This is a genomic window from Clostridium sp., from assembly GCF_050717635.1.
Classification (GTDB): Bacteria; Bacillota; Clostridia; order Clostridiales; family Clostridiaceae; genus Clostridium_AD.
In genome coordinates, this window is record NZ_JBOITO010000031.1 from 16,984 (window position 1) to 40,064 (window position 23,081).

Annotated in this window: 23 protein-coding genes; 5 read left to right on the forward strand and 18 right to left on the reverse strand. The window is 28.8% G+C overall.

All coding sequences use genetic code 11. The features are described from left to right. Positions 1 to 56 precede the first annotated feature (56 nt). The 4 genes from ACREWB_RS15650 to ACREWB_RS15665 form a co-directional block, all read right to left on the reverse strand. Complete coding sequence (locus ACREWB_RS15650; RefSeq protein WP_431548394.1) at positions 57 to 683, reverse strand: cyclase family protein; 627 nt, start codon at positions 681 to 683, stop codon at positions 57 to 59. A gap of 10 nt (positions 684 to 693) precedes the next feature. Next, a complete protein-coding gene (gene zwf, locus ACREWB_RS15655; RefSeq protein ID WP_431548395.1) occupies positions 694 to 2,199 on the reverse strand; it encodes a glucose-6-phosphate dehydrogenase in 1,506 nt (501 codons plus the stop codon). 271 nt (positions 2,200 to 2,470) lie between these two features. Continuing rightward, the gene (locus ACREWB_RS15660) at positions 2,471 to 2,842 is read right to left on the reverse strand and encodes a CoA-binding protein (RefSeq protein ID WP_431548396.1); all 372 of its coding nucleotides are present in this window, start codon (positions 2,840 to 2,842) and stop codon (positions 2,471 to 2,473) included. Positions 2,843 to 2,944: 102 nt separating this feature from the next. Then, positions 2,945 to 3,142, reverse strand: a complete 198-nt coding sequence (locus tag ACREWB_RS15665; RefSeq protein ID WP_431548397.1) for a hypothetical protein — start codon at positions 3,140 to 3,142, stop codon at positions 2,945 to 2,947. A 215-nt stretch (positions 3,143 to 3,357) separates the two neighbouring features. Between ACREWB_RS15665 and ACREWB_RS15670 the strand changes: the two genes are divergently transcribed. Then, positions 3,358 to 3,672: a PadR family transcriptional regulator gene (locus tag ACREWB_RS15670; protein ID WP_431548398.1), complete on the forward strand. Its 315-nt coding sequence runs from the start codon at positions 3,358 to 3,360 to the stop codon at positions 3,670 to 3,672. 9 nt (positions 3,673 to 3,681) lie between these two features. Continuing rightward, positions 3,682 to 4,302 carry a DUF2812 domain-containing protein gene (locus ACREWB_RS15675; protein WP_431548399.1) on the forward strand — a complete coding sequence of 207 codons (621 nt, stop codon included), beginning with the start codon at positions 3,682 to 3,684 and terminating at the stop codon, positions 4,300 to 4,302. An 89-nt stretch (positions 4,303 to 4,391) separates the two neighbouring features. Here the strand turns inward: ACREWB_RS15675 and ACREWB_RS15680 are convergent, their stop codons facing one another. From ACREWB_RS15680 to fliB, 6 genes are all read right to left on the reverse strand, one after another. Then, positions 4,392 to 4,853, reverse strand: coding sequence for a hypothetical protein (locus ACREWB_RS15680; RefSeq protein WP_431548400.1), 462 nt, complete (start codon positions 4,851 to 4,853; stop codon positions 4,392 to 4,394). A 2-nt stretch (positions 4,854 to 4,855) separates the two neighbouring features. After that, positions 4,856 to 5,050, reverse strand: coding sequence for a helix-turn-helix transcriptional regulator (locus ACREWB_RS15685; RefSeq protein WP_431548401.1), 195 nt, complete (start codon positions 5,048 to 5,050; stop codon positions 4,856 to 4,858). 166 nt (positions 5,051 to 5,216) lie between these two features. Then, positions 5,217 to 6,110, reverse strand: a complete 894-nt coding sequence (locus ACREWB_RS15690; protein ID WP_431548402.1) for an MYG1 family protein — start codon at positions 6,108 to 6,110, stop codon at positions 5,217 to 5,219. 110 nt (positions 6,111 to 6,220) lie between these two features. Next, positions 6,221 to 7,273 (reverse strand): N-acetylmuramoyl-L-alanine amidase family protein, encoded by a 1,053-nt coding sequence (locus tag ACREWB_RS15695; protein WP_431548403.1) that lies wholly within the window; start codon positions 7,271 to 7,273, stop codon positions 6,221 to 6,223. Positions 7,274 to 7,583: 310 nt separating this feature from the next. After that, positions 7,584 to 7,772, reverse strand: coding sequence for a ferredoxin (locus tag ACREWB_RS15700; RefSeq protein ID WP_431548404.1), 189 nt, complete (start codon positions 7,770 to 7,772; stop codon positions 7,584 to 7,586). Between the two features lie 29 nt (positions 7,773 to 7,801). Next, a complete protein-coding gene (gene fliB, locus ACREWB_RS15705) occupies positions 7,802 to 9,028 on the reverse strand; it encodes a flagellin lysine-N-methylase (RefSeq protein ID WP_431548405.1) in 1,227 nt (408 codons plus the stop codon). Between the two features lie 301 nt (positions 9,029 to 9,329). Between fliB and ACREWB_RS15710 the strand changes: the two genes are divergently transcribed. Beyond that, entirely contained in the window at positions 9,330 to 10,766 is a 1,437-nt protein-coding gene (locus ACREWB_RS15710) for a L,D-transpeptidase family protein (protein ID WP_431548406.1), read from the forward strand. Positions 10,767 to 10,895: 129 nt separating this feature from the next. On the opposite strand, the gene ACREWB_RS15715 is transcribed toward ACREWB_RS15710, so the two are convergent. The 7 genes from ACREWB_RS15715 to ACREWB_RS15745 form a co-directional block, all read right to left on the reverse strand. Beyond that, a complete protein-coding gene (locus ACREWB_RS15715) occupies positions 10,896 to 11,099 on the reverse strand; it encodes a hypothetical protein (RefSeq protein ID WP_431548407.1) in 204 nt (67 codons plus the stop codon). A 163-nt stretch (positions 11,100 to 11,262) separates the two neighbouring features. Continuing rightward, positions 11,263 to 12,333 (reverse strand): glycoside hydrolase family 113, encoded by a 1,071-nt coding sequence (locus tag ACREWB_RS15720; protein WP_431548408.1) that lies wholly within the window; start codon positions 12,331 to 12,333, stop codon positions 11,263 to 11,265. Between the two features lie 26 nt (positions 12,334 to 12,359). Beyond that, positions 12,360 to 14,453, reverse strand: coding sequence for a cellulose biosynthesis cyclic di-GMP-binding regulatory protein BcsB (locus ACREWB_RS15725; protein WP_431548409.1), 2,094 nt, complete (start codon positions 14,451 to 14,453; stop codon positions 12,360 to 12,362). 27 nt (positions 14,454 to 14,480) lie between these two features. Beyond that, the gene (locus ACREWB_RS15730; protein ID WP_431548410.1) at positions 14,481 to 15,743 is read right to left on the reverse strand and encodes a glycosyltransferase family 2 protein; all 1,263 of its coding nucleotides are present in this window, start codon (positions 15,741 to 15,743) and stop codon (positions 14,481 to 14,483) included. A gap of 4 nt (positions 15,744 to 15,747) precedes the next feature. Further along, positions 15,748 to 17,400: a DUF2334 domain-containing protein gene (locus ACREWB_RS15735; RefSeq protein WP_431548411.1), complete on the reverse strand. Its 1,653-nt coding sequence runs from the start codon at positions 17,398 to 17,400 to the stop codon at positions 15,748 to 15,750. Continuing rightward, positions 17,390 to 18,235, reverse strand: coding sequence for a GGDEF domain-containing protein (locus ACREWB_RS15740; protein WP_431548412.1), 846 nt, complete (start codon positions 18,233 to 18,235; stop codon positions 17,390 to 17,392). The genes ACREWB_RS15735 and ACREWB_RS15740 overlap by 11 nt, the downstream gene beginning before the upstream one ends. Positions 18,236 to 18,467: 232 nt before the next feature. Then, the gene (locus ACREWB_RS15745) at positions 18,468 to 19,103 is read right to left on the reverse strand and encodes a CatA-like O-acetyltransferase (RefSeq protein WP_431548413.1); all 636 of its coding nucleotides are present in this window, start codon (positions 19,101 to 19,103) and stop codon (positions 18,468 to 18,470) included. A 383-nt stretch (positions 19,104 to 19,486) separates the two neighbouring features. Here ACREWB_RS15745 and ACREWB_RS15750 point away from each other — a divergent pair, with 383 nt between their 5' ends. Together ACREWB_RS15750 and ACREWB_RS15755 are read left to right on the forward strand one after the other, a co-directional pair. Further along, positions 19,487 to 21,040, forward strand: coding sequence for an Eco57I restriction-modification methylase domain-containing protein (locus ACREWB_RS15750; protein ID WP_431548414.1), 1,554 nt, complete (start codon positions 19,487 to 19,489; stop codon positions 21,038 to 21,040). Then, entirely contained in the window at positions 21,028 to 21,966 is a 939-nt protein-coding gene (locus ACREWB_RS15755) for a BsuBI/PstI family type II restriction endonuclease (protein WP_431548415.1), read from the forward strand. Before ACREWB_RS15750 ends, ACREWB_RS15755 begins: the two co-directional genes overlap by 13 nt. Before the next feature lie 74 nt (positions 21,967 to 22,040). Here ACREWB_RS15755 and ACREWB_RS15760 read toward each other — a convergent pair whose 3' ends face one another. Next, positions 22,041 to 23,075, reverse strand: a complete 1,035-nt coding sequence (locus tag ACREWB_RS15760) for a DMT family transporter (RefSeq protein WP_431548416.1) — start codon at positions 23,073 to 23,075, stop codon at positions 22,041 to 22,043. Positions 23,076 to 23,081 lie beyond the last annotated feature (6 nt).

Below are 23,081 nucleotides of genomic sequence, written 5' to 3' on the forward strand. Positions count from 1 at the left end.
TTTAAATTTACAAAAACGAAAAATAAAATCATAATTTAATTCCATAATTTTTGCACTTATATTAAGTCTTTAATTAAAACTATCCTAGCAGGCGCACCATCTACCCCTTTAATTTTAAGTGGTAGTGCACACATGAAATATTCACCTTCTCCAATTTCTTTTAGTCTAACCCCTTCTATAATAATTATTCCCTTATTAAAAAGAATTTTATGAGTTTCATGTTCTGGCTGACCTCTTTCTATTCCATAAGAATCTATTGCCACGCCAACTATTTCCTTTTGAGCTAAATACTCAGCACCACTTTTTTCAACATAGACAAAGCTTGGGTCAAATTCTTCAGTAAAAGAATTTATAGTTTTAAGCAATAAGAATTCACCTTGTTCAATATTTTTATCCATAAGTTCTTTTTTTGTTATCCTATTCTTTACCTTTGTTAAATCTAGCACTCTACACTTTGTAAAAAGTTTAGTTAAATCAATAGCTTCTATAGTAGCCCCCATATCATCTACATGATATGGGGCATCGATATGAGTCCCAGTATGCAGATTCATACACATACTAGATTCATTAATGCTATCCTTTGGAATTTTTCTATCAAATTTAATTACTGGCCTTTTTTCCTCTATATTCTTGTACACTCCCATACTTTTTTCAATAGTCATCGATATATCATAAATAATCATGTTGCCCTCCTTAATCAGCGGAAGTATTCCACCACTGCCTACCATCTTTCTCTATTAAATCTATTGCACCAAGGGGTCCCTTCGTCCCCGCTGAATAATTAGGATAATCAGGTGTGCTCTTCTCAAATTCATTTTCAATGCTTTTAATGAATTTCCAAGAATATTCGATTTCGTCCCATCTAGTAAATAGTGATGAGTTATTTCTAATTGCTTCAAGGATTAGCCTCTCATAAGCCTCAGGTGAATCATTTAAATTCCTACAGCTTTGACAATAATCTAATTGAACCTTTTCCATTTTAAAATCACTACCAGGTTTTTTAGCATTTATCTGGAAGAAAAAACCCTCATCTGGTTGAATTTTTATAACTAAAAGATTATGAGAAATACCATTAAATTCACTGTAATAATTAATTCCAGGAAGTTTTTTAAACTGAATAACTATCTCAGTGCTTTTAGTATTCATTCTTTTTCCTGCTCTTATATATATAGGTACTCCTCCAAAACGGAAATTATCAATACAAGTCTTTAAAGCTATAAAAGTATCTGTATTCGACCCTTCTGATACTTTGTCTTCATCTCTATATCCTAACACTTGCTTGCCATTAACCACACCTTTACCATATTGACCTCGAACAATATTTTTTTTAAAAGATTCAGTAGTAAAATGTCTTAATGAACGTAACACCTTAACTTTTTCATCCCTTATAGATTCAGATTCAAAATCAACTGGCGGTTCCATAGCAATCATAGTTAATATTTGTAATATATGATTTTGAAGCATATCTTTTAGGATACCAGACTTTTCATAATATGCACCTCTGTTCTCCACCCCTAAAAGTTCGCTTGACGTTATTTGAATATTGTCAATATAATTTGCATTCCATAGTGGTTCAAATAATGAATTACCAAATCTAATTGCTAATATATTTTGAATCATTTCTTTTCCTAGATAGTGATCTATTCTAAATATATCCTTTTCAGGTATAAGCTTAGATATATTCTGATTTAAATTTCTAGCTGTTTCCAGATTTGATCCAAAGGGTTTTTCTATCATTATCCTTTGCCAACCATTATTTTTACAAACCATCCCATTATTTTTTAAATTTCTTATTATTTCTTCAAAAAATTCTGGTGCAACGGCTAAATAATATAATCTTTTACCTCCTGTTAAATATTTAGTCTCCATTGTTTCTAAACATGAATCTAACTCCTTATACCCATCATTATCTGAAGTGAAATCAAATTTCTTATAAAAAATCCTCTTACTGAATTTAAGCCATAACTCAACATTCAAAGGGAATCTAGAGAAACTCTTCACATATTCATACATTTCTTGCCTATATTCCTCGTTTGTTTTTTCACGTCTTCCTATAGCTAAAATAGTAAAATTTTCAGGTAATCTTTTCTCATACATTAAGCTAAAAATAGCTGGAATAAGTTTTCTTTTTGTAAGATCACCAGTTCCACCAAAAATTACAAACATACTTGAAAGCTCTTCATTTACATTTTTATTCAATAAAAGTACTCCTTCCCAAATTCTTTACATAATGTACTAGTCTCCATGTATCTTTATTAACTTATTTGAAAATTTCGCAGTTATCTTTCCTTTATATTCAACGCTAATTTTATTATTTTTTCTATACAGTTTAGTTACCTAAATTTTAGCACATCTTTCTTTAAGACACAATGATAATGTATTTTTTTGGAAATTTGATAAAGAGAAAACTCTAAGGCATCCCTCAGAGTTTTCTCTTTACTATTACTATATTTTTAGATAAAATTAAATCTTATCTTTTTCTTAATTCTACTAACACACATCCCTCTATTGCCTCAATTCCATTATCCCTACAAAAGTTAAGTATTTCAGGGCTATCTGCTCCTGGTTGAATAAATATTTTATCTATTTTTAGTTCATGAGCTTCCTGAATAATTTTAATACCTTTACTTGGATGAATGCATAAATCTAAAACTTCTATCTTGTATGGTATATCTTTTAGACTTTTATAAGCTTCTCCACTATCAACGGATGGGTTTAAACCCACTGCATTAAAATCATTTTCTTTTAAAGAACTTAATATTTTATGGGCGTATTTTAAACGGTTTAGTACATCCCCAACCACAACCCAGTTTTTATATTCTAAAAATTCACTGGCCTTCAATAATATCATCTCCTAATATAATCATCTATTGATATTTATTATACCTCTTTCAAATACATTTTATATCAAATAGAAAAAATTATTACAAAGAAGGTGATCTTTTTATACGGGAAAGAAAATTGGTATAAAAAGTATAGCACTTAAAATGATACATATTCCTGTAACACTCGTACCTCCAAGTATATATTTAATACCTTTTTTATTATATTTATCATTTTTAATATATTTTATACCTATGCCCCAAAAAACTAATGCAGTTATTGTTACTATAAACACCATTACAAAAAATATTTTAAGCATTTTAACCTCCAAAAGATTTTAAATTTTTGTTACTAGTACTTCTATTTTAAATTACATTTCTATACTTTTTATAAACTAAATATAAACATTTGTTTATATTTAGTTTTAAAGTTCTATATTTACTTTCTTACTATTGACATATACAGTTTAACTGTATATACTTATACTATATAGTCAAACTGTATAATAAAAAATGTAATTAGTCGGAGGAAAATATGAATAGAGATAACAATTTACCAGTAACAGAAACCACCTATTATGTTCTTTTAGCATTATTAGAACCTGCTCATGGCTATCTTATTATGCAAAAAGTTGAAGAATTAAGTAATCAGCAAGTAAATATAGCTGCTGGAACACTTTATGGTGCTATTGAAAATTTGCTTAAACAAAAATTGATACAATCTGTGAAAAGTGAAGATAAGAGAAGAAAAGTTTATGTTATTACTAAAAAAGGAAAAGAAGTTTTACTCTTAGATCTTGAAAGAATGCGTCAAATGATTGAAATAACTGAGACTCAATTAAAATTTTAGGAGGTTATGATGAGAAAATTTAAATTTTTTATTGATTGTAATAAAGAAGAAAAATGGTTAAGTGAGATGCTTCAAAAGGGATATGAATTAGAAAATGTAAGTTTTGGATATAAATTTCATTCTATAAAACAAGAAAATACTAAAATCAGAATTGACTATCGTACTTTTAAGAAAAAGGAAGATTTTATTGATTATTGTAGTATGTTTTCAGATAGTGGATGGAAACATCTAGTAGGTAGTAGATGTTCAGAAGCGCAATACTTCAAAAACAATAGTGAAAACACTGAAGAAGATATCTTCTCTGATTCAATATCGAAAGCAGGAAAATACAAAAGATTATCTACTATGCGAATGACAACTGCAGTATGTTTTTTTATGCTATCTTCATCATTAATATTTGGTGGTAATCCTAATGTTAAATTATTCCTCCACAATCCTCCTAAATCACTATACTTCACACCAGGATTATGGGAAAGCACTGGTATAACATTCTGGGTAGGTTTTTTATTTGAAACACCATTTGCAATAATGAGAGGTTGTTTATTTATACTACCTTTAGCAATGATTATATATATTTTTTTATTAATTAAAGCTAGAGCATCATATAAAAAACAAAAAAAATCCATTTGAAAAGCATGGATTTAATCCTTTAACTTAAGGAATTGAACCCATGCTTTTCTTTTAATATTCACAAGTAGCAGTTGATAATTCTATAATATCTACTCCACATAACAAAGCGACTTTTTATAAATTGAGTTAAAAAATAAGTATGATAAAAATATAAATAATGGAACTATTAATATACTAGGTATTGCTATATAAGCTACATAGCTTTTAAATACCACCAAAGGTATCTCTGACAAAAGGAAAGAAGGAAATATCATTGCAGAAAATAAAATAGTAAAGCTTCCTGAAGCTACAATTAGCCCTTTCTTACACAGTGAAATAGAACAAATAAAACAACTAATTCCAATAATAAACATTATTTGTTGAGACAATGCAAATGGCATAATAAATCCAAACCTGCCCCCTATTGTCTCTATAATAATAACGTAAACAATGAGCGCAGAGCATAATAAATTGAACGCCAATGATAAAACGCGGTTCATTTCCTTTGCCTGCCGTTCATCACCTTCCATATGATTTGCTGCTAATAATTGTTTAAAAAGATTTGCTTTCATTTTCATTCCTCCCAAAATAAATCGTTTAATGTTTTGTTCATAGTTTTACAAATAGCTATACATAATTTTAAAGTTGGATTGTATTTTCCAGATTCAATCATGCCAATTGTTTGCCTTGTAACCCCTATAGCTTCAGCCAATTGTTCTTGGGATAGATCACATTCTACTCGGGCCATTTTCATCGCCTTATTCTTCAAACGAATCCCTCCTTACCTTATTATTGTAACATATGTTAACTATAATGCAAACTATACATTGCACTATAAACGTAATTTAAACACCAAGTCCAATAAATTAAATTTTCGAACTAAAAAAGTAGCTCTGAGTATTTCTCAAAGCTACTTAAAATATTCTTTATAAGTTTTAAATTGATAATTCTGCTATTTTTAAAGCACTTTCCACGCTCTTAGCTGATGCTATAAACCCTGCTTTGTGACAAAATATAGCGTCATCTATTTTAATTATAGAATTTATTTCTTCACTTGACTTTCCTCTAATGGATTCCAATAAATCTTTTCTTGCTTCAAAAGTATCTGGGGTTTTTTTAACAGTCTGAATCTTGTACTCTACATTATTATCATCTGGTGAAATAACGAATAATACTTCGATATTTACATCTATTTTAAGTAACTGTTGGAGCCAAGGACAACCATTTTTCAAAACCACTATTTCTTTAATGTCTCTATTTTGAAAAGCTTCATTTACTATTACCCGTGCTTTTATAACAGAAACTTGCCTACTTATTATTCTTTTTATAATTTCAGTAGCATATCCAACTGCTTCTTCAAATGCCTCATCTTTGGATGAGGTAGAATCCCACGCCGGATTAAAACTTTGGATAATATCGCTTATTGTCGCTACTCGGATTTCCGACTTTATATCTATGCCATTATCTGTAGCGTCAATTCCCTGCAATATATTTTTATCAACATAATCAAATATTGAAATTATATCATCTTCATCAAACTCAGAATTAAACTTTTGTATTACACGCAGCCCAAACTCTCTCCAAACTAAACCACAAGCAGCATATGGAACATTATTTTCTCTTATTTCTTTATTTAATTGGTGATGGTCAAATTCTCCAAGGCCTATGTCATAAACAAAATCTAGACCACTAAGTATATTCTCATCTCTTGTTCTTGTTACCTTTATATCTCCTAATAGTAGTCTAAGTATAGCTGTAGCCATAACATCGTCTGCATGGAATTTACCACTATGTGTTCCTAGTGTTTTAACATTCTTTTCATTAATCATAAGTTACCTCTTTCATATTTATATTTAAAACTATTAAATTATGTTCACTTCTAAGTAAATATTAACATATACATTTATACAAGTCGACATATTAAGAATTTATATTTCTGCTATTCATCGACTTCCTCTAAATGTTTTATCATTCCATTCGAAATATTTAGACCAAAATTTATTAAGGCCTCCTGGCTAGAAAGCTTGTCCCTATCTATAGAATTAGTGATGAAACCACATTCCACAAGTACACTAGGCATTTTTGTAAGTCTTAAAACTGCTAAATCGCCTCCATGTATCCCCATATCATTCCATGTACCACTTTTTAATAATTCCTTTTGAATAGTACCTGCAAGTTTACCCTTATCCTTTTGCTTATAATTAACATCATCATAGTAATAAGTAGAAACACCATTATACTCTTTAGCTGTATTAGAATTTATATGAACAGAAACAAATATATCTGCATTTTCATCATTTGCCAAGTTTGCTCTCTTATTTAAATCTTTTATTTCAAGCTTGTCCAATTCAATATCACTATTTCTTGTAAATATGACTCTGCAACCGTTATATCTCAAATTATCCACCATGTATTTAGAAATTTTTAAATTTAGATCCTTCTCGAACAATTCTCCGTATTTTGCACCAACGTCAACCCCCCCGTGTCCGGGGTCTACTACAACCTTATATTTAAAAGAACTTTGTTTCTTCTTTATAAAAATCAATATCTTTTTATCATTTCCATAATCTAAATGTACATAGTTTTCATCTTCAGTTAACTTAACAAAATTAAGTATAAATAAATTTTTATCTTCTTTAAAGTTAATTTCACTTAAATTAACTTTGGTTCCATTTTTAATAGCTATGTTTGATATCTTAGACTTATCTAATATAATTTGGAATTTCCTCATATCTTCTTTAGGTTTGAAATTAGGTATAGCTTCAGTACAATTGATTGTATACTTTTTATAGAATTCATTTTCTTCAAAGTCAATACTTCCATTTTCGGTTTTGCTTAACACTAGTTGATTTAAAATTTTATTTGCTTGATTTTTGTTTTCTCTATTCATAAAAGAACTTGTTACCATTAATAAAACTATTAATACTAAAACACACATTATCCTTCTTATTAGATATTTAGCCTTTAGTTTTTTCTTTTTTTGTTTAGCCATTAACTTACTCCCTTCCCGATATTTATTTACCTTAAATGTATAATACCATAATTTTATAAATATAGTAATATATTACATTAAAATAATTTCATATCGTTAAAGAAAAGTTGGTGCCACCCACGTGGCAAGTGGCATGTTTGTTTTTGTTTCTAGTCATATATAACTTATTCCAAATGCTATAGGTGAAATTACAATAGGATAAATATAAAACTGCCCATCAAGATGTTTTAATCACCTTGATAGACAGTTTTTAAAAGTTACACCATTTATAAATAGTGTAATTGCAATCACCATAGTTACATACTGATGATTACTGAATTGTTATAGCACTTACAGGACACTGCTCTTCGGCATCTTTAGCGCTTTCCATTAGTTTATCTTCAATTTCATTTTCCGATGCTTCTGCCAATCCATCATCATTCATCTCAAAAATTTCTGGACATACCGCAGCACACAATCCACATCCAATACATGTATCCTTATCAACAAAACCTTTCATAAAAATTAAGCCTCCTTAAAATAATACCTTTACAATTTTGGTAAAAGTATTTTAGCAAATTGCATATTATCTAACTTATTTTCTTTAATATAATTTAGTACATCAACTGTATAAGTTTTATGATGCCCTATAATTTTTGAAAAAACCTGTATAAATTTAACTACATTTTCTTTAGAATCCTCATTATTATATAAATATTTTCCAACCAAATAAAATTTAATAAATGAATATCTTGTTAAAAGCATAATATATCCATCAAAAATTGATTCTGTTTCAGAAAATGGAAACATATTGTTATAAATAAAATTCACTAAATAATTTTCAAAAATATAATTATTATTTATAAATTTTGCAGTATAATCTTCAAATGCTTTTTTGTACAATTCTGAATGTACACTTATTTCATCTTCTTCCTCAAGCTTAAAAGCAACTATAATTTGATTAGTATATTCCTTAAAAGAAAGACTATCTACTTCTTTAGACACATTTAAGAATCCCAACATCTTCTTAAAAAAATCCATCTGAATAATGTAACTTGATTGATTTTTTCCGTAAGAATCACTAACTGAATCTATATTATATTCTTTAATAAATTTAGGTACATTATTATAATTTTGTTTAGATTTTTTTTCTAATGCACTTAAAAACTCACCTAATATATAAAATCTTTGACTTAAATCAAATTTTCTATTTTTAATTATTTTGATACTCATATCTCTAATTTCACTAAAATACTTTACAAGCGAATTATTAAATTTTTTAGATTTAGTATCAATATCGCTTGATACTATATGTTTTTCTAATGTTTCAGTTCCCTCTTCGAACTCTATTCCACCTTCTTTTAGTAAAATAATTCTTGCTGCTTCCGGACAAGCTACATCAAGTGACATTTCATAAACTCCATCTACTATATTGATTATTCTAGGAAAGGATGTACAAACATTTGAAAGATATTCTTCTCCAAGCTTAGAATAAATAACACAATAATTCTCTTCATCTAAAAAAGGACACCTTTTTTCCTTTGTTAATTTTACTTTTCCGTAATCAACTTCACTATTTAAATAATTATCATTATTATGAACATTTTTTTGGAACATTCTTTTCATTTCTTTATCTTTAACTTTATAATACTGCCTAAAGGTTATCTTATCAATATCTATATCCCATCCAATACAACAGCTATCTTCACACTTCCCAGCTATACACTTAAATTCTTTAAAATAACTCGGATATCTTTTTTTTATATTTTTTCCCATTATATACTTCCTTTGAAAACAAATCACTTCAAGTTTTCTGTTTTATATTTATTTTACTATATTATTTTAAATTTGTCAGATGTGAAAACAACATACTAATTTACTCTATTATATAATATTTACCTCAACAACTCAATTCATAATGCACCCTAATTATAGAACAAAATAAAGAAAAATAATTTAACTTATAACAGTAATATTGTAAATATTACTGTTATAATAGATAAAGAGAAAGTAATAGTCAAATAAATATTAATACGGTACAATAAAAAATTATAATTTCAAAATCGGGAGGTTAATAATGGAAATACAACCAATAAAAGAAAATAAATTTATAATTAAACTAAAAACTTTGAACATTAATAACTCTATAAAAGCAATCATAATTCCTATTTTTATTTTACTTATTCTATATTTGGGTATATCAATATATTTTAGCAATCATTTTTATTTTAATTCTGTAATTAATAGTTCTGTAATTAATAACATTAATTCTTCTGGCAAAACCGTAGAGGAGTTACATAAAGAAATATTATCTAAATGCGACTCATATACACTGGAACTTAAAGAACGAAATGGTGTGACCGAACAAATTAAGGCTGCTGACATTAAGCTTAAATATAATGCAAAGGATAAAATTCAAGCTTTAAAAGATAGTCAAAATTCTTTTAAGTGGATTTATGCTATTTTTAATCCAAAAGTTTCTGAAATATCTGATATAGTGACCTATGATGAAAAGCTACTAAAAGAACGTTTTGATAAGCTCTCTTGTTTTGATAGCAAAAAAGTAATTGAACCTAAAGACTCTTACACTAAATATTCAACTACCAACTATGTTGTTGTAAATGAAATTATGGGAACTAAAGTAAGTAGCAAGCCTTTGTATGCAAATGTAGTAAATTCAATTGGTATGGGAGAAACAACAATAAATTTGGAAGCCGAAAATTATTACATTAATCCAAAATATACTTCAAATTCCAAAGAAATTTTAAACACTAAAAAAATGCTTAATAAATATATAGCTTCAATAATTACTTATACCTTTCCTGACGGTAAAGAAGTTTTAGATGGTTCTATAATTAATACCTGGATTAGAGTTGACAAAAACCTTGCAATTTCATTTGATGAAATTAAAATAAAAAAGTTTTTAAGTAACCTTGACACTAATTATGATACCTATGGTAAGAAAATAAGTTTTGTTACATCTCTTGGAACAAAAGTAAAGGTTAATGGTGGAAACTACGGATGGTTGGTTGACCATAAAGGAGAAGTCCAAGATTTAATTGTGGCTATAAAGGGCGGACAAGCTATAGCAAAGGAACCTAAATATATTCAAACCGCCGCATCTCATAATGTTAATGATATTGGGAATACCTATGTGGAAATTAATATTGCAAAACAGCATTTATGGTTTTATAAAAATGCTAAGCTTATAGTAGATGGCGATGTTGTTACTGGTAATGTAAGCAAGAAGTTTGCAACACCCACAGGCGCTTTTAGACTTAATTACAAAGAAAAAAATGCCACATTAAAAGGACTGGACTATAGTACAGACGTCAATTGCTTTATGCCATTTAATAAAGGAATTGGAATACATGGTTCAGATAGTTGGCGACATAAATTTGGTGGAACTGAATATTTAAAAAAAGGTTCTCATGGTTGTGTAAATGCATCAGACAAATTAGCAATTACTATATTTAATAATATTGATGCCGGTACTCCAGTTATTTGTTATTAACATTGATTTAACAAAACGTGATCTTGTTTTAAGTTCAAAAAAATTAAAACCGAGGTGTATTTAAACCTCGGTTTTATCTATTGGATAAATTTCAAAACTAACAACCAAATAATGCTTGCGCCCAATAAATTATTTGACCATACTAGCCTCTTTAATAAATTTTTCTATCGCCCTATTAAACTCCGATTCAAGATAATCAATATAATTTTTATCGCTTGGGTCAAGTTCAATCACCAGATCTTTTAATTGTTTATAATGAGATTTTATCTTTTCAAATTCATTAGTGAAAAATATTTTCCTGCTTTGTTCTAGTATATTTTTTTCAATATCCATACTAACACATCCCCCTTAAACTTTTAATAAAGCTGCAAATAGCTTAATATTATAATTCTACATTAATGTCTAATTTCCTTTGTATAATGCTAATTAACCCCCTTTTCAAAATAATAAAAAGGTAAAATAACTCCCGATACAGCGAGTTCTTTCACCTTTTTTATTATTTATACCATTGATTAATAACCTTTACGCTTTCATCGCTTGGTAGATAATGTTTATCTTCGCTATGCTCTCCTATAGCAAAAATTGAGATGCCAAGCAACCAATCTTCCTTCTCAAACACTCTTCTATATGCTTCAAAGCAATTTGCTTGTTCTAAACTGTTTACCACATTGGAAGGGTTAGGATCCCATGGATGAAGTGCCGCAAAGTTTGCTTTAGGAAACCCAAGTTCTGCTAAGTATATTGGTTTTTTCCATTTTATATTAAAGTTTTCTATCTCCTGTTTAACATTTTCGTTTCTATTTAAAACCTGAGTATTAGAAAGTGAATTAACTAAGTTTTCTACTGTATTAGTTGGTTTATTAGAAAGTTCAAAGTAGGCACCTATAGAAATAAAATCAAGCTTAGAAAACAATTTATTGTTTAACTTTACATTGTAATCTTCAATAGATTTTTTATCCGAGGTAGAAGTATACCACCAAGTGGTCTTGTAAGTCACTAGCCCCTTATAAGATTTCCTAACATAGTCTACTGTATCACACCAATAACCCTCTGCATACTCTAGCTCCGTCATATTAGAGGAAATAATCAAAGCATCTACACCATAAGGCATCGCAATATCCTTTATCAAACCACTTAACACCTTCTTTTTCCAGTTCAAAAAAAAGGCATTGGTGTCGGTTGGCTTCCATTTAGTTTCAGACAGGCTACCATTACTAATCCATGGATAAGGTTCTAATACAACATTAATATTATTTTTCTTCAAAATTTTGATTAGTTCAATCGCTCTATTTTTACTGTTTATATCAATTGACATCTCATTGTCTGTTAGTGATTCTATATTAATTACTACTGGCACATTTACAGTGTTAAGACCTAATTTTTTAATGTCCTTTAGTGTAACGGGGATAGTATAATCCGTAGACAAGTTTCCAGATTTAATTTCGCCTTCCATAAAGGGTTTGTTGTTTAAAAAGGACTTCGGATTAGTTTTAAACGAAATTGTTAGCCCTAAGATACTAATAATTAAAACCATAACACCTACAAATAATATTTTTTTAAAGAACATTTCTTAGTACTCTCCTTCAATTAAAATTACTTTCTTCTGTGATAACGCTTTATAAAAACTATCAGAGTAACAATGAGGAAAACTACAATAAAAGCTAAAAATACAAACAGTGACTTTATTTCGTTACTTATGTCAGCTTTCTTAGTTACAGTATTATCTTCAATAATAGTAGGAGCTTTTACATTAAAATAACCGTTTTTTATATTTCCATCTCTATCGATAAGTGCCGCATCTCCAGTGAGTTTCTTAATTAAACTAAAATCTGTTAAAATGTTTTTAGAAAGTGCTAAGTCCTCTTCTTTGGAAGCAGTAATTACCATTACTATATTTTTTTCATTATAGGGTGAAGTAATCATCTGTATAGATGCTAATTTTTCATCATATCCATCTAACAAGGTCATTTTATCATTAGATAAAAACGCTGTAAATGTATCATTAAATTTAATATTCATATTTTTATTTAAATCTTTTATTAGTTTGTTTCTTGAAGGTGTACCAAATACTATTAAATTGTCATTGTAATATTCTGATTTAAACTCATTACTTTTTATTACATATAATTTTCCTGTATTAAGTTTTAAGCTATGACCTTGAAACGCAATTATATTAGCCAAATAATTTAGTTCTGTAGTGGTTGGTTTTTCGGGTAAAACTACTGTAGTATTATTAAAGCTTCCATTTGAAACAAAAGGGCTCGGATAGTTTTCCAAAGTATAATCCTTTGAACCTTCAGAAGGTAAATAAATAGTGGACTTATTTGAGATAAATGCCCAAGGCGAAGTATCCTCCTTGAACCTACAAGTTGCATCCACTACTTCTAAATCAAAGCTTACAACAATGTTATAATTGCTCAAATTTCTTACTTCTTTAGGAAGTTTAAATTCAGCAACATCATTTTCAGCATCTTTAGCTGTTAATTTTTTACTACCAATAGGTATATCGTTTATATATACTGTCATAAGAGATCGATTAAAGTCTAAGTTTTGAGAGTATCTCATTTTGATACTAATTTTTGAAGTATCTTTTATCAATTTGTTATTAGGTATTGAAATATTGTAGGTGGCTTCTTGTTTAAATAAACCTTCTAAATTTGAATTATCATAACCCATATCTAAAAAAGAAAAAGTATTTCTCAAAGGTACAATAATATCATAAACACTCATTGAACTGTCTACAGTAATACTATTGGAATCAATTTGAGTTAAAAGATCTTTGCTAGAAAGAAGATTACATGCCTTTATAAGGTTTTCACTATTATTTGAGATGATTAATAAAAGTTTTTTGTTTTTATTATAAGGGGACACCACATATTTTATAATCGCATTGCTATCTGCACGCTTTAACTCGCCTTCCGTTAATATGCTTAATAACTCCTTCGATGTGTCATCTTTTCTTCCAATATATATTATGTCTACATTTTTTTTAATTTCAGAAGAAGATTTTACATATATATTTAAATTAATATTGGAGAAACTTCTCCTTTGACCAAAGTTTGAAGCTAGAATCATAGCACCAGTAACTTCATTTTTATCAATACTATCTGGCAATAATATTATACTATTAGTTGGAGTTTCTTCTCTGGTTTTCATAAAAGGGAAGGGATAATTTGCAATCATATTTGAATCTGTTTTATCTTCAAAATCAATATGTACAGTGGAATCCTTATGGATTGTTATCCAATTTCCACTATTAACATCATCTGCACAAGGTTTATCAGTTATTCTATTGTATGTTTTAATTTTTATTTCATTAAAACCAGCAGTTAACTTATCTACAGGAATACCCACTTTTATAGTTTCCTTGTAGCCAAATTTTTGGCCAATATTTATTGAGTATATTGGTTGGTTATTAATCAGCACTGTAAGTGTATCTTGATCTTTATTTAAAAGCTGACTCTGAGTAAAAACTAGATTTAAGTAACATTCCTTAACAATCCAAAACTTGTCGACATTTATAGAAAAGTTATCCGTTCCAAATACACCACTCATAGTGGTATCCTCATCAAAATTATAGTTTTTAGTTTTTATCGGATTATTATCATCGCTTGTAATAGCTTTCACATTTAAAACAGGAATGAACATAAAGATTAAAACCACTAAAAACCATATATGTTTTTTCATAGCATCCTCCTAAAATATCTCACTTTTTTAAAATCTCTCGGTTTTGTACCATTTTGTTTCTAGTTTAAATATTTTATCTTTAATAAATAGGTACATTCCCTTTATTGCAACTATCATCCACATCTGACAATAAGTAAAATACATTATTGGTATAATCACAAAGTTTTTAAGGTTACTTTCCCCCTTTTCCATTGTTAGGGTTATATTAACCTCAAGAATAAATAGTAAATAAGCAAGTATCCATAATATTATGAAATTTCCTGATATGTGAATTCTAATACCTAAAGTAATACTGAGTATAAAAAAAATATCTGATACTATAACAGAAGATAAAAACAAGAAATAAATTAAAAAGTAATAAAATATATCAAAAACTATTCTTTTAGGACTGTCAGAAAAAACTTTTCCTAAATATTTCATTAGCACATAAATATTTCCTTTAGACCACCTAGTTCTTTGTTTAAACCAAACCTTTAAGGTCTCCGGTTCTTGTTCAAAAGTAACAGAAAGAGGCATAAAGGTTATTTTATATCCTAGCTTATACAATCTAAAGCTTATTTCTGTATCCTCAGCTATAGCATGTATATCCCAACCACCTAATTCTTCTACTACAGTCTTTCTAATAACGAAGTTTGTGCCAGGAATAGTACATAATTTCAAAAGCTGCCATCTCCCCGCTTGGGACAACCACTGAAAGTTTAAGGTTTCAATATTTATAAATTTTGTAAGTAAATTTTTCTCCTTATTTCTCGTTCTAAACTTTCCAATAACAGCTCCAAGCTCATCATCATAAATGATTCTTTGAATTAGAAATTTTAATGCATTTTTGTCAGGTGTATTATCGGCATCATAAACCGCGATAAAATCACCAATAGAGCTAGCATAACCAATATTTAATGCATTTGATTTTCCTTTTCCACCATTTGTTTTACCTGTATTAATAATTTTAAAATTATATCCTGAAAACTCAATTTGAATTTTTTTAAGTTTCTCTCCTGTATTATCTGAGGAGTTGTCATTTATAACAATTAACTCCATTTTATCTCTAGGGTAATTTAATTGTAATAAGGACCTTACAGTTCTTACTATTACTTTCTCCTCATTATGAGCAGGAACCAAAATTGAAACCATAGGATATTCTTCATACTCTAATTCCCTAAAGACCATTTTTTCAACCTTTAAATAGTATATATACCCTGACAAAGTCAAAATAATATTTATTAATAGAAGCATCCATATACACACAAGCGAAAATATAAACAAATAATCAATTAAAGTCAAATTTTCCATCTACTCACCTATAATATTTATTTTTATATATTTTTCTTGACATTACAATTAGTATAATAAAAATGATACAAAATATTGAAACTAACACAATAACAAAGGTATTAATACTTGATATATAATTTAATTTAGTAGTAGGCTTTTCTGTACTTTGAGCTTCACCCTGCACATTAATGCTTCCATTTTTAGAGGTTATTTTTATATTCCCAAATTTTACCCAATTTTCCTCCATCTTTAAGTCAAAGAAGCACACATCCTTACTTTTCAAGTAACTAACAATAGACTTTAGATAACTTATATCAAGATACGGATGAAAAAACAGTCCAGCAGTATAACCTCTTACAATAGAGATCTGACGAAAACTCTCCTCCATCTCAACAAGGGTCATTGGATTTGTAGGGTCTATATATCCCAGGTTTTCAGGCACTAATTTATTAAAATATTTAGTGTTATATAATTTATAAGGAAATTTAGATAATGTAAAGCTTGCATCGCTACTTTGAAACTCCCCAACATAAGTTGAAAAATATTTCTTTATAGCTAAATATCCCTTAGAGCCCATTGCATAGTGAGGTGCTTCAAACCCTAGAGGATATATACCATTTTCTACACAACTGGATATTCCACTTCCAATCCTGTCATCAATATACTTGTTTACATCTAGATTTAATGGGGAATCCTTAACGTGGTCCCAAAATTCAAAGCCTTCGCCAGTAGTAACACCAGTATAATGTTGGTGTGTGTATCCATGTAGTATTACACTTCCACCCCTATTTTGCATATATAAGATAGTATTTACAAAGTCACTTTTCTCAGAAAGTGTAGTAATATAGCTGGTTTGCGGATTAACATAGGTAGGTATCAACGCAATAATAAAAGGAATTTGCTCACTATAAAGATAATTCGCTACAGCTTTAAGTTTACTTATGTCCGCAAAAGGATTCACGTCCTCTATCCTTATAAAAACTTGACTTTTCGGAATATTAGACCTTTGAAAGATATCATTTAAAATATCAGAGAAAATATATAATAAAATAAAGTTATCATCTACTACTGACATATACCATAAATTCCCTTGATTAATTACAAGAGGATAATAATTTAAGCCATCACTTACATAAGATAATACACTCGCAGCAGAACCAGTAGTCTTTACTGTGGGAAAGGTGCCATTAGCCTGTAAATAGAATTTATCCATTTTATCATAGGTTAATGTAGACTCTCTATTATTACTATAAAAAACCTGGTTACAATTAGTTTTATCGCCTAAGTAAACTAAATCGTATTTCTTAGTATTTTTCAAAATATCGTCCATACCTTTACCTATTATGCATAACTTGTTTTTATACTTCTCCACATCATTTATAAAAGTTTGATTGTTAAGTCCCTTATCAATAGTATAAATAAATACATAATCGTATTTATTAAGGGTAGAAGAAGTATAGTCAATAATATTTACAGTATCAACATCCGTATCAAAGGCCCCCATAAGTTCCTCTAGTGTAGAAACGAAATCATGACTGTAGCCAAACTCAGTTTTTCTATCATACACAATTAACACCTTCGACTTTTGGACAGTAGAAGCAAACACTTTTATTTGTGCTAATTGAAAAACCATACAAGAAATTATAGTGAATAGAGCTACTTTTTTAAACATCATATTCTAGTTCCTTTTCAGCCAGTTCCTTAAACTCAAAGGAATCACTAATATTATCATTTAATTCTAAAGCTCCTATCTTTGTTTCCAAATTGACGTTTTTTCCTTTTTCATTAGCTTTAAAAGTCAAATTAGTTAGATTTTCTTTAATTCTAAGTTTTACAATTTCAGAACCTTTAAAATCAGTATTTGACATAAGAATGGCAAATACATCCTCATTAAGTTTATATCTCTCATCTTCATTTCTTGTTGCATCGTTAATACAACTACTTATATCTAACAATATCTCTGTTAACTTAGTATTACCAAGAATAGCTTTAAGATCATCAAAATAATGAAGTTTAACTATCATTAGCGTGAGTGGTGTCTTATGCCTTCTTGAAAAGCTCAGCTGTTTATTTAAATTCATATAGAATCCTTTTATATTATTTAAACCAGTTTCACTGTCAATAGTAACTAAATTCTTGTAATCTCGTGATAGTTTTTCATTATCGTCTTGAAGTTTATGGATATTATCAGATAACATTCCCGTTATAAAAGAACTTAATGGAATAAATAGCATCCATACATAAGTATTTAGAGCAACAGGAGAATTAAATGACAGGTTTACGTATAGCTTGAAGGTGCCATAAAAAAATATTATAACGGTGCTACTCAGGAGACCAACTATTGGTCCAAGAAAATAAGAAATAATTATAACCGTAAATAAAATTCCTATAATAATCGAATTCTCTAAATTGTTATTTGGGAAATTGAACCCTAAAAAATTCATTACGCAAAATAAATCTAAAAAAAGAAGTATAAAATAAATATTAGTTTTCTCTAAAAATCTATTCATAAACCCTCCTACCAAATAAAGACATAATAACAGTTATCTAATCTCAATTCTATTTTATCCAAATTCATTATTTATATGTTATAAGATTCAGAGTTCTAATAACAACTTATATTAATTGCATAAAAATGCAAAACTCCTGTTGATAAATTATGCAGCGACGCAAAAAAAGTTCACCTTAATTAAGATGAACCAAATTTCAATGTTACCTGACAAAATCATATATCCCTGCATATTATAAATACTTTAGTGGATTATCTAAAATTTCTTGTATCCCAGTGTAAAATTTCCCAACAAGTACACCGTCAACTAATGCGTGATGTACTTGAACAGATAATGGCAACTTTATTTTTCCATTTTCCTCAAAGTATTTACCCCAGGCTATTCTTGGAATAGTGTCAACGGGGTTCATTTGAATCGGATGCATTATACTCGTGAATGATACCCACGGAATACATGTAGTATATATAAGATCATCACGCCCTGACTTATCTTCAAGACTTATGTTGTCTTTTGATTTTTGTATTTCATTTGATGCAGTAACCATAAATTCTTTAAATTCATCTTTAAATTCAGCTGTACAAAATCCAAATACTTCATTTGAATTCATTACTGTAAAAGCAGGATTAATAACTTCATTCTCAATTACCTTATCCCCTCTTATCCTATAGCGAAATTCCTTTATGGTATTTGCCGTTTTTGTAACAACATACAACATTGATATAAAAAATGGTTGTTCCTCTTTCTTAAGATAAGTGTAAAATTCCGTAATATCAACATTTGCACAAATATTAAAATGAGGATAATCAAGTTGCTTGAAATAATTGTAATGCTTCTTTCTTTCCCAATTTTCTATATCTACAAATTTCATCTATATACCACTCCCCCTAAAATTGATTTAATACATCTGATTTTTTTCAAATATCTCTTTAATTATAACGCACCTTTGCATAAATTTTCTAAAAACATTGCGAATTATTATGTGGTCCTTTTTTTATGTACCTAACCATTAATTTTGTTGACTATTTTACAAGTAAATTAAAAGTAAGTGGTTCAAAGATTTAAGATTATTTCCATTTTTCATGAGTAATAAGAATTGAACTCCTTGCATAGTATCATAAGGTTATAAAAAGATATTTAATAAAATACACTTTCACTTAATCAACTATGTAAAAGTAATGATAATAATGATATTATTAATATGAAGTATTGTTATATTGTATAACCACACAATATTTCAGGAGGCCTATTCATATGTTAGTTGAACAAATATACGATAATACAATGCTATATATAAGTTCAGTACCCAAAAATAACAGAAAAAAGATCGGACAGTTTTTTACACCACCATCTGTTGCAACATTTATGGGCAGTTTAGTAGAATATACTAAAAAAGAAATAACCATCCTAGATGCTGGAGCAGGAAGTGGAATTTTAAGCAGCGCAATATGTGATGAGGTTCTTAAAAATCCTAATATAGAAAGTTTACATATCGATTTATATGAAAATAATGATGACATACTCCCTATTTTAAATCAAAATTTGGAATGTATGGTTAATACACTTAAATGTAATGGTAAAATTCTTACTTACAAAGTACTGAGTGAAAATTTCATTATTTATAATACAGGATATTGGCGAGGTGATATAGGGGCTACTTCACCCTTATATGATGTAGTAATTTCCAATCCACCATATAAAAAAATAAGAAAACAAGATCTTGAAGCTTTAGCTATGTTAGATATAGTTTTTGGTCAACCTAATATTTATTTTCTTTTTATGGCTATGTCTGCAAAACTACTTAAAGAAGAAGGTCAAATGATATTTATTACTCCTCGTAGTTTTAGTAGCGGGGCTTACTTCCAAAATTTCAGAAAATGGTTTTTTCATAATATTAAACTTACTAATTTACATCTATTTGTATCAAGAAATGATGTCTTTTCCTGTGACAGCATCTTACAGGAAACCATTATAACTAAGGCTATAAAGACAGAAAAAGTATTGAAAAACATTACTATTACAGAGAGTCCTAATATGTCAATATTTAATAATCTAACTACTTTTATTGTCCCCTATGATCTGATTGTAGATACCAATGACAAAAATTGTTTTATGAGAATACCAACAAATGAAGATGATATAAATACTATTAGTTTTATAAATCAGTGGCATCATAACCTTTTAACGCTTGGATATAAATTAAAGACAGGTCCGGTGGTAGACTTTAGATCAACAGAATTCACAAGATATGAACCAAGTGAAAACACTGTACCTTTGTTTTGGGCTTATAATTATGGGCATAACAATGCTATTGCTTTTCCTATTAAAGATAATAAAAAGCCTCAATATATTGAAAAATCAAAAGAATCTTTAGGTCAACTGGTAAAGAATACTGATTATATATTCGTTAAGCGATTCAGTTCCAAAGAGGAACCTCGCAGGATACAACCTGTTATATATAATTCTAATGAATTCAATTTTGATTATATTGGTATAGAGAATCATATTAATTATATAGTTAAAACAAATGATGAAATGAACGAGAGCGAACAATATGGTCTATTTACCATATTAAATTCAACTTTTATTGATAAATATTTCAGAATATTAAATGGAAGCACACAAGTTAATGCTAATGAAATGAACGTCATACCATTTCCGACAATTGAAGATATATGTGAAATAGGAGCTAAAGCAATTAGATTAAAAAATCTCACTACTGAAGAATGTGATAAAATAATAACTGCTAAATTTAATAAGAAAATTAAAAAAGAAGAAATTCAGGAGGTACACAAATGGGGAAATTAGAAGAAGCAAAAGGAGCCTTAAAGGCAATTGGTATGCCAGTACAACAACAAAATGATAGAGGAGCATACACCTTATTATCTTTACTTAGATTAAAAGAGTATGATAATTGGAATACAGCAACAAATGAGCCAATGCGAATTGTGGAAATTATGGACTTTATGCGAACTTACTATGGTAAAGATTATAAGCCTAACTCCCGAGAAACTATTAGAAAAGAAACTATCCACCAATTTTGCGAAGGTGCAATTGCAGAACGTAATACAGATGATAACGAGAGGGCTACTAACAGTCCTAAATACGGATACCGTATTACTGAAGAAGCTTTAGAGCTATTTAAATCATACAATTCTGGAACATGGAATACAGCAACTGAGAGTTTTATATTAGAGAAAGGTACCCTTTATGGAAAATATCAGCAAGTTAGAGAGATGGCTTTTATTCCAGTTAAAATCAACGATGAGGAAATTCAATTTAGTCCTGGTAAACACAATATACTTCAGAAATCTATAATAGAAGATTTTGCTCCAAGATTTGCACCTGATTCAGAGGTTTTATATGTTGGTGATACATCAAAAAAAGATTTAGTTAAAAACAAAGTAAAATTGCGTAAGCTTGGTATTAAAATAACTGACCACGATAAACTTCCAGATGTAGTATTATACAGGGAAGATAAAGATTGGATTTATTTTATAGAAAGTGTTACTTCTGTGGGCCCTGTATCTGTTAAAAGACGTACAGAAATTGAGGACATGCTAACAGAATGTCATTGTGGAATTATCTACATTACGGCGTTTTTAGATATGTCGTCTAAAAATGGTTTTAAAAAATTTATTGATGCAATTGCTTGGGAAACTGAAATTTGGGTGGCAGATCAACCAGACCACATGATACACTTAAATGGTGATAGATTTTTAGGACCTAGATAAATTAACTCCCTAGAATAATTATTTAAATAAAGTTATTACATAAACCTCTAACACCATGTTATAAATTTCCTCTCTTATATATCTTGTGTGTGTATATGGGAATGAGTATACTCCTCATGAGTATGAATATGATTATGCTTTCCAATAATAGTTTTATTGTGAATATGGCTATGATGACCATCATCATGACTATGGCTATGCTCATGGGATATTACAATATGGCTATGACTATGCTTATGTTTTTCTGTTGACGCAAAATACGTACCTATGATCATAATGACTAATGCGATAACGAATGAAAATGTTGGTATTTCTCTGAAAATTATCAGAGATAATCCCACTCCAATAAATGGTGCTATAGCATAATAGGCACTTGTTCTTGCTGCTCCTAAATCTCTTTGAGCATAGATATAAAAAGATATACCTAATCCATAAGCAAAGAACCCGAGTAGGAGGGCTGCTATGATATAAGGTACATTATTTGTTTGTTCACCTAAAGCACGTGCAATTAGTAAAGACCCAATTCCAGAACCAAATCCTTTAATTACAACAATTTCTAATGGATCTTTTACAGATAATTTTCGTGTACAGTTATTTTCAAGTCCCCAACAGATACATGCAATCAATACAAAAATTGAACCAAAAGAAAAGGAAAAACCACTTAAATCTTCTACAGATAAAATAATACTTGATAAAGTAATTAAAAAAATGGCACCCCACAGTCTTTTACTAATAGATTCTTTAAAGATTAATAAAGCAATTAAAGAGGTTGCAACAATTTCAAAATTGTTAAGTAGTGACGCATTCGCAGCAGTTGTAATAGTAAGTCCATACATTAAAAATATAGGTGCCACAATATCTAACAAAACCATTCCAATTATATATGGAAGTTCATGTTTAGTAAGTCTCGCTTCAACTTTCTCCCTATATTTCTTATGCTTAATAAATTGAACAATAGCTATTCCGCATCCTGCTCCTAGATAGAGAAATGATGCCATTAGCGTAGGGGGAATTTCTTTTAACAGCAATTTAGATAATGGTGAACTAATACCATATAATGCCGCTGCTAGTATAGCAAAAAAAGTTGCCTTATATTGTTTAATTCCCATTTTAAA

Excerpts from the sequence above, each read along its gene's own strand:
- ACREWB_RS15690 (WP_431548402.1), bottom strand. The coding sequence starts at position 6,110 with ATGATTAATGAAAAGAATGTTAAAACACTAGGAACACATAGTGGTAAA.
- ACREWB_RS15715 (WP_431548407.1), bottom strand. The coding sequence starts at position 11,099 with ATGGATATTGAAAAAAATATACTAGAACAAAGCAGGAAAATATTTTTC.
- ACREWB_RS15670 (WP_431548398.1), top strand. The coding sequence starts at position 3,358 with ATGAATAGAGATAACAATTTACCAGTAACAGAAACCACCTATTATGTT.
- ACREWB_RS15755 (WP_431548415.1), top strand. The coding sequence starts at position 21,028 with ATGGGGAAATTAGAAGAAGCAAAAGGAGCCTTAAAGGCAATTGGTATG.
- ACREWB_RS15725 (WP_431548409.1), bottom strand. The coding sequence starts at position 14,453 with ATGAAAAAACATATATGGTTTTTAGTGGTTTTAATCTTTATGTTCATT.
- ACREWB_RS15665 (WP_431548397.1), bottom strand. The coding sequence starts at position 3,142 with ATGCTTAAAATATTTTTTGTAATGGTGTTTATAGTAACAATAACTGCA.
- ACREWB_RS15720 (WP_431548408.1), bottom strand. The coding sequence starts at position 12,333 with ATGTTCTTTAAAAAAATATTATTTGTAGGTGTTATGGTTTTAATTATT.
- ACREWB_RS15675 (WP_431548399.1), top strand. The coding sequence starts at position 3,682 with ATGAGAAAATTTAAATTTTTTATTGATTGTAATAAAGAAGAAAAATGG.
- ACREWB_RS15680 (WP_431548400.1), bottom strand. The coding sequence starts at position 4,853 with ATGAAAGCAAATCTTTTTAAACAATTATTAGCAGCAAATCATATGGAA.
- ACREWB_RS15700 (WP_431548404.1), bottom strand. The coding sequence starts at position 7,772 with ATGAAAGGTTTTGTTGATAAGGATACATGTATTGGATGTGGATTGTGT.
- ACREWB_RS15650 (WP_431548394.1), bottom strand. The coding sequence starts at position 683 with ATGATTATTTATGATATATCGATGACTATTGAAAAAAGTATGGGAGTG.
- ACREWB_RS15750 (WP_431548414.1), top strand. The coding sequence starts at position 19,487 with ATGTTAGTTGAACAAATATACGATAATACAATGCTATATATAAGTTCA.
- ACREWB_RS15760 (WP_431548416.1), bottom strand. The coding sequence starts at position 23,075 with ATGGGAATTAAACAATATAAGGCAACTTTTTTTGCTATACTAGCAGCG.
- ACREWB_RS15745 (WP_431548413.1), bottom strand. The coding sequence starts at position 19,103 with ATGAAATTTGTAGATATAGAAAATTGGGAAAGAAAGAAGCATTACAAT.
- ACREWB_RS15735 (WP_431548411.1), bottom strand. The coding sequence starts at position 17,400 with ATGATGTTTAAAAAAGTAGCTCTATTCACTATAATTTCTTGTATGGTT.
- ACREWB_RS15695 (WP_431548403.1), bottom strand. The coding sequence starts at position 7,273 with ATGGCTAAACAAAAAAAGAAAAAACTAAAGGCTAAATATCTAATAAGA.
- ACREWB_RS15740 (WP_431548412.1), bottom strand. The coding sequence starts at position 18,235 with ATGAATAGATTTTTAGAGAAAACTAATATTTATTTTATACTTCTTTTT.
- ACREWB_RS15730 (WP_431548410.1), bottom strand. The coding sequence starts at position 15,743 with ATGGAAAATTTGACTTTAATTGATTATTTGTTTATATTTTCGCTTGTG.
- ACREWB_RS15710 (WP_431548406.1), top strand. The coding sequence starts at position 9,330 with ATGGAAATACAACCAATAAAAGAAAATAAATTTATAATTAAACTAAAA.
- fliB (WP_431548405.1), bottom strand. The coding sequence starts at position 9,028 with ATGGGAAAAAATATAAAAAAAAGATATCCGAGTTATTTTAAAGAATTT.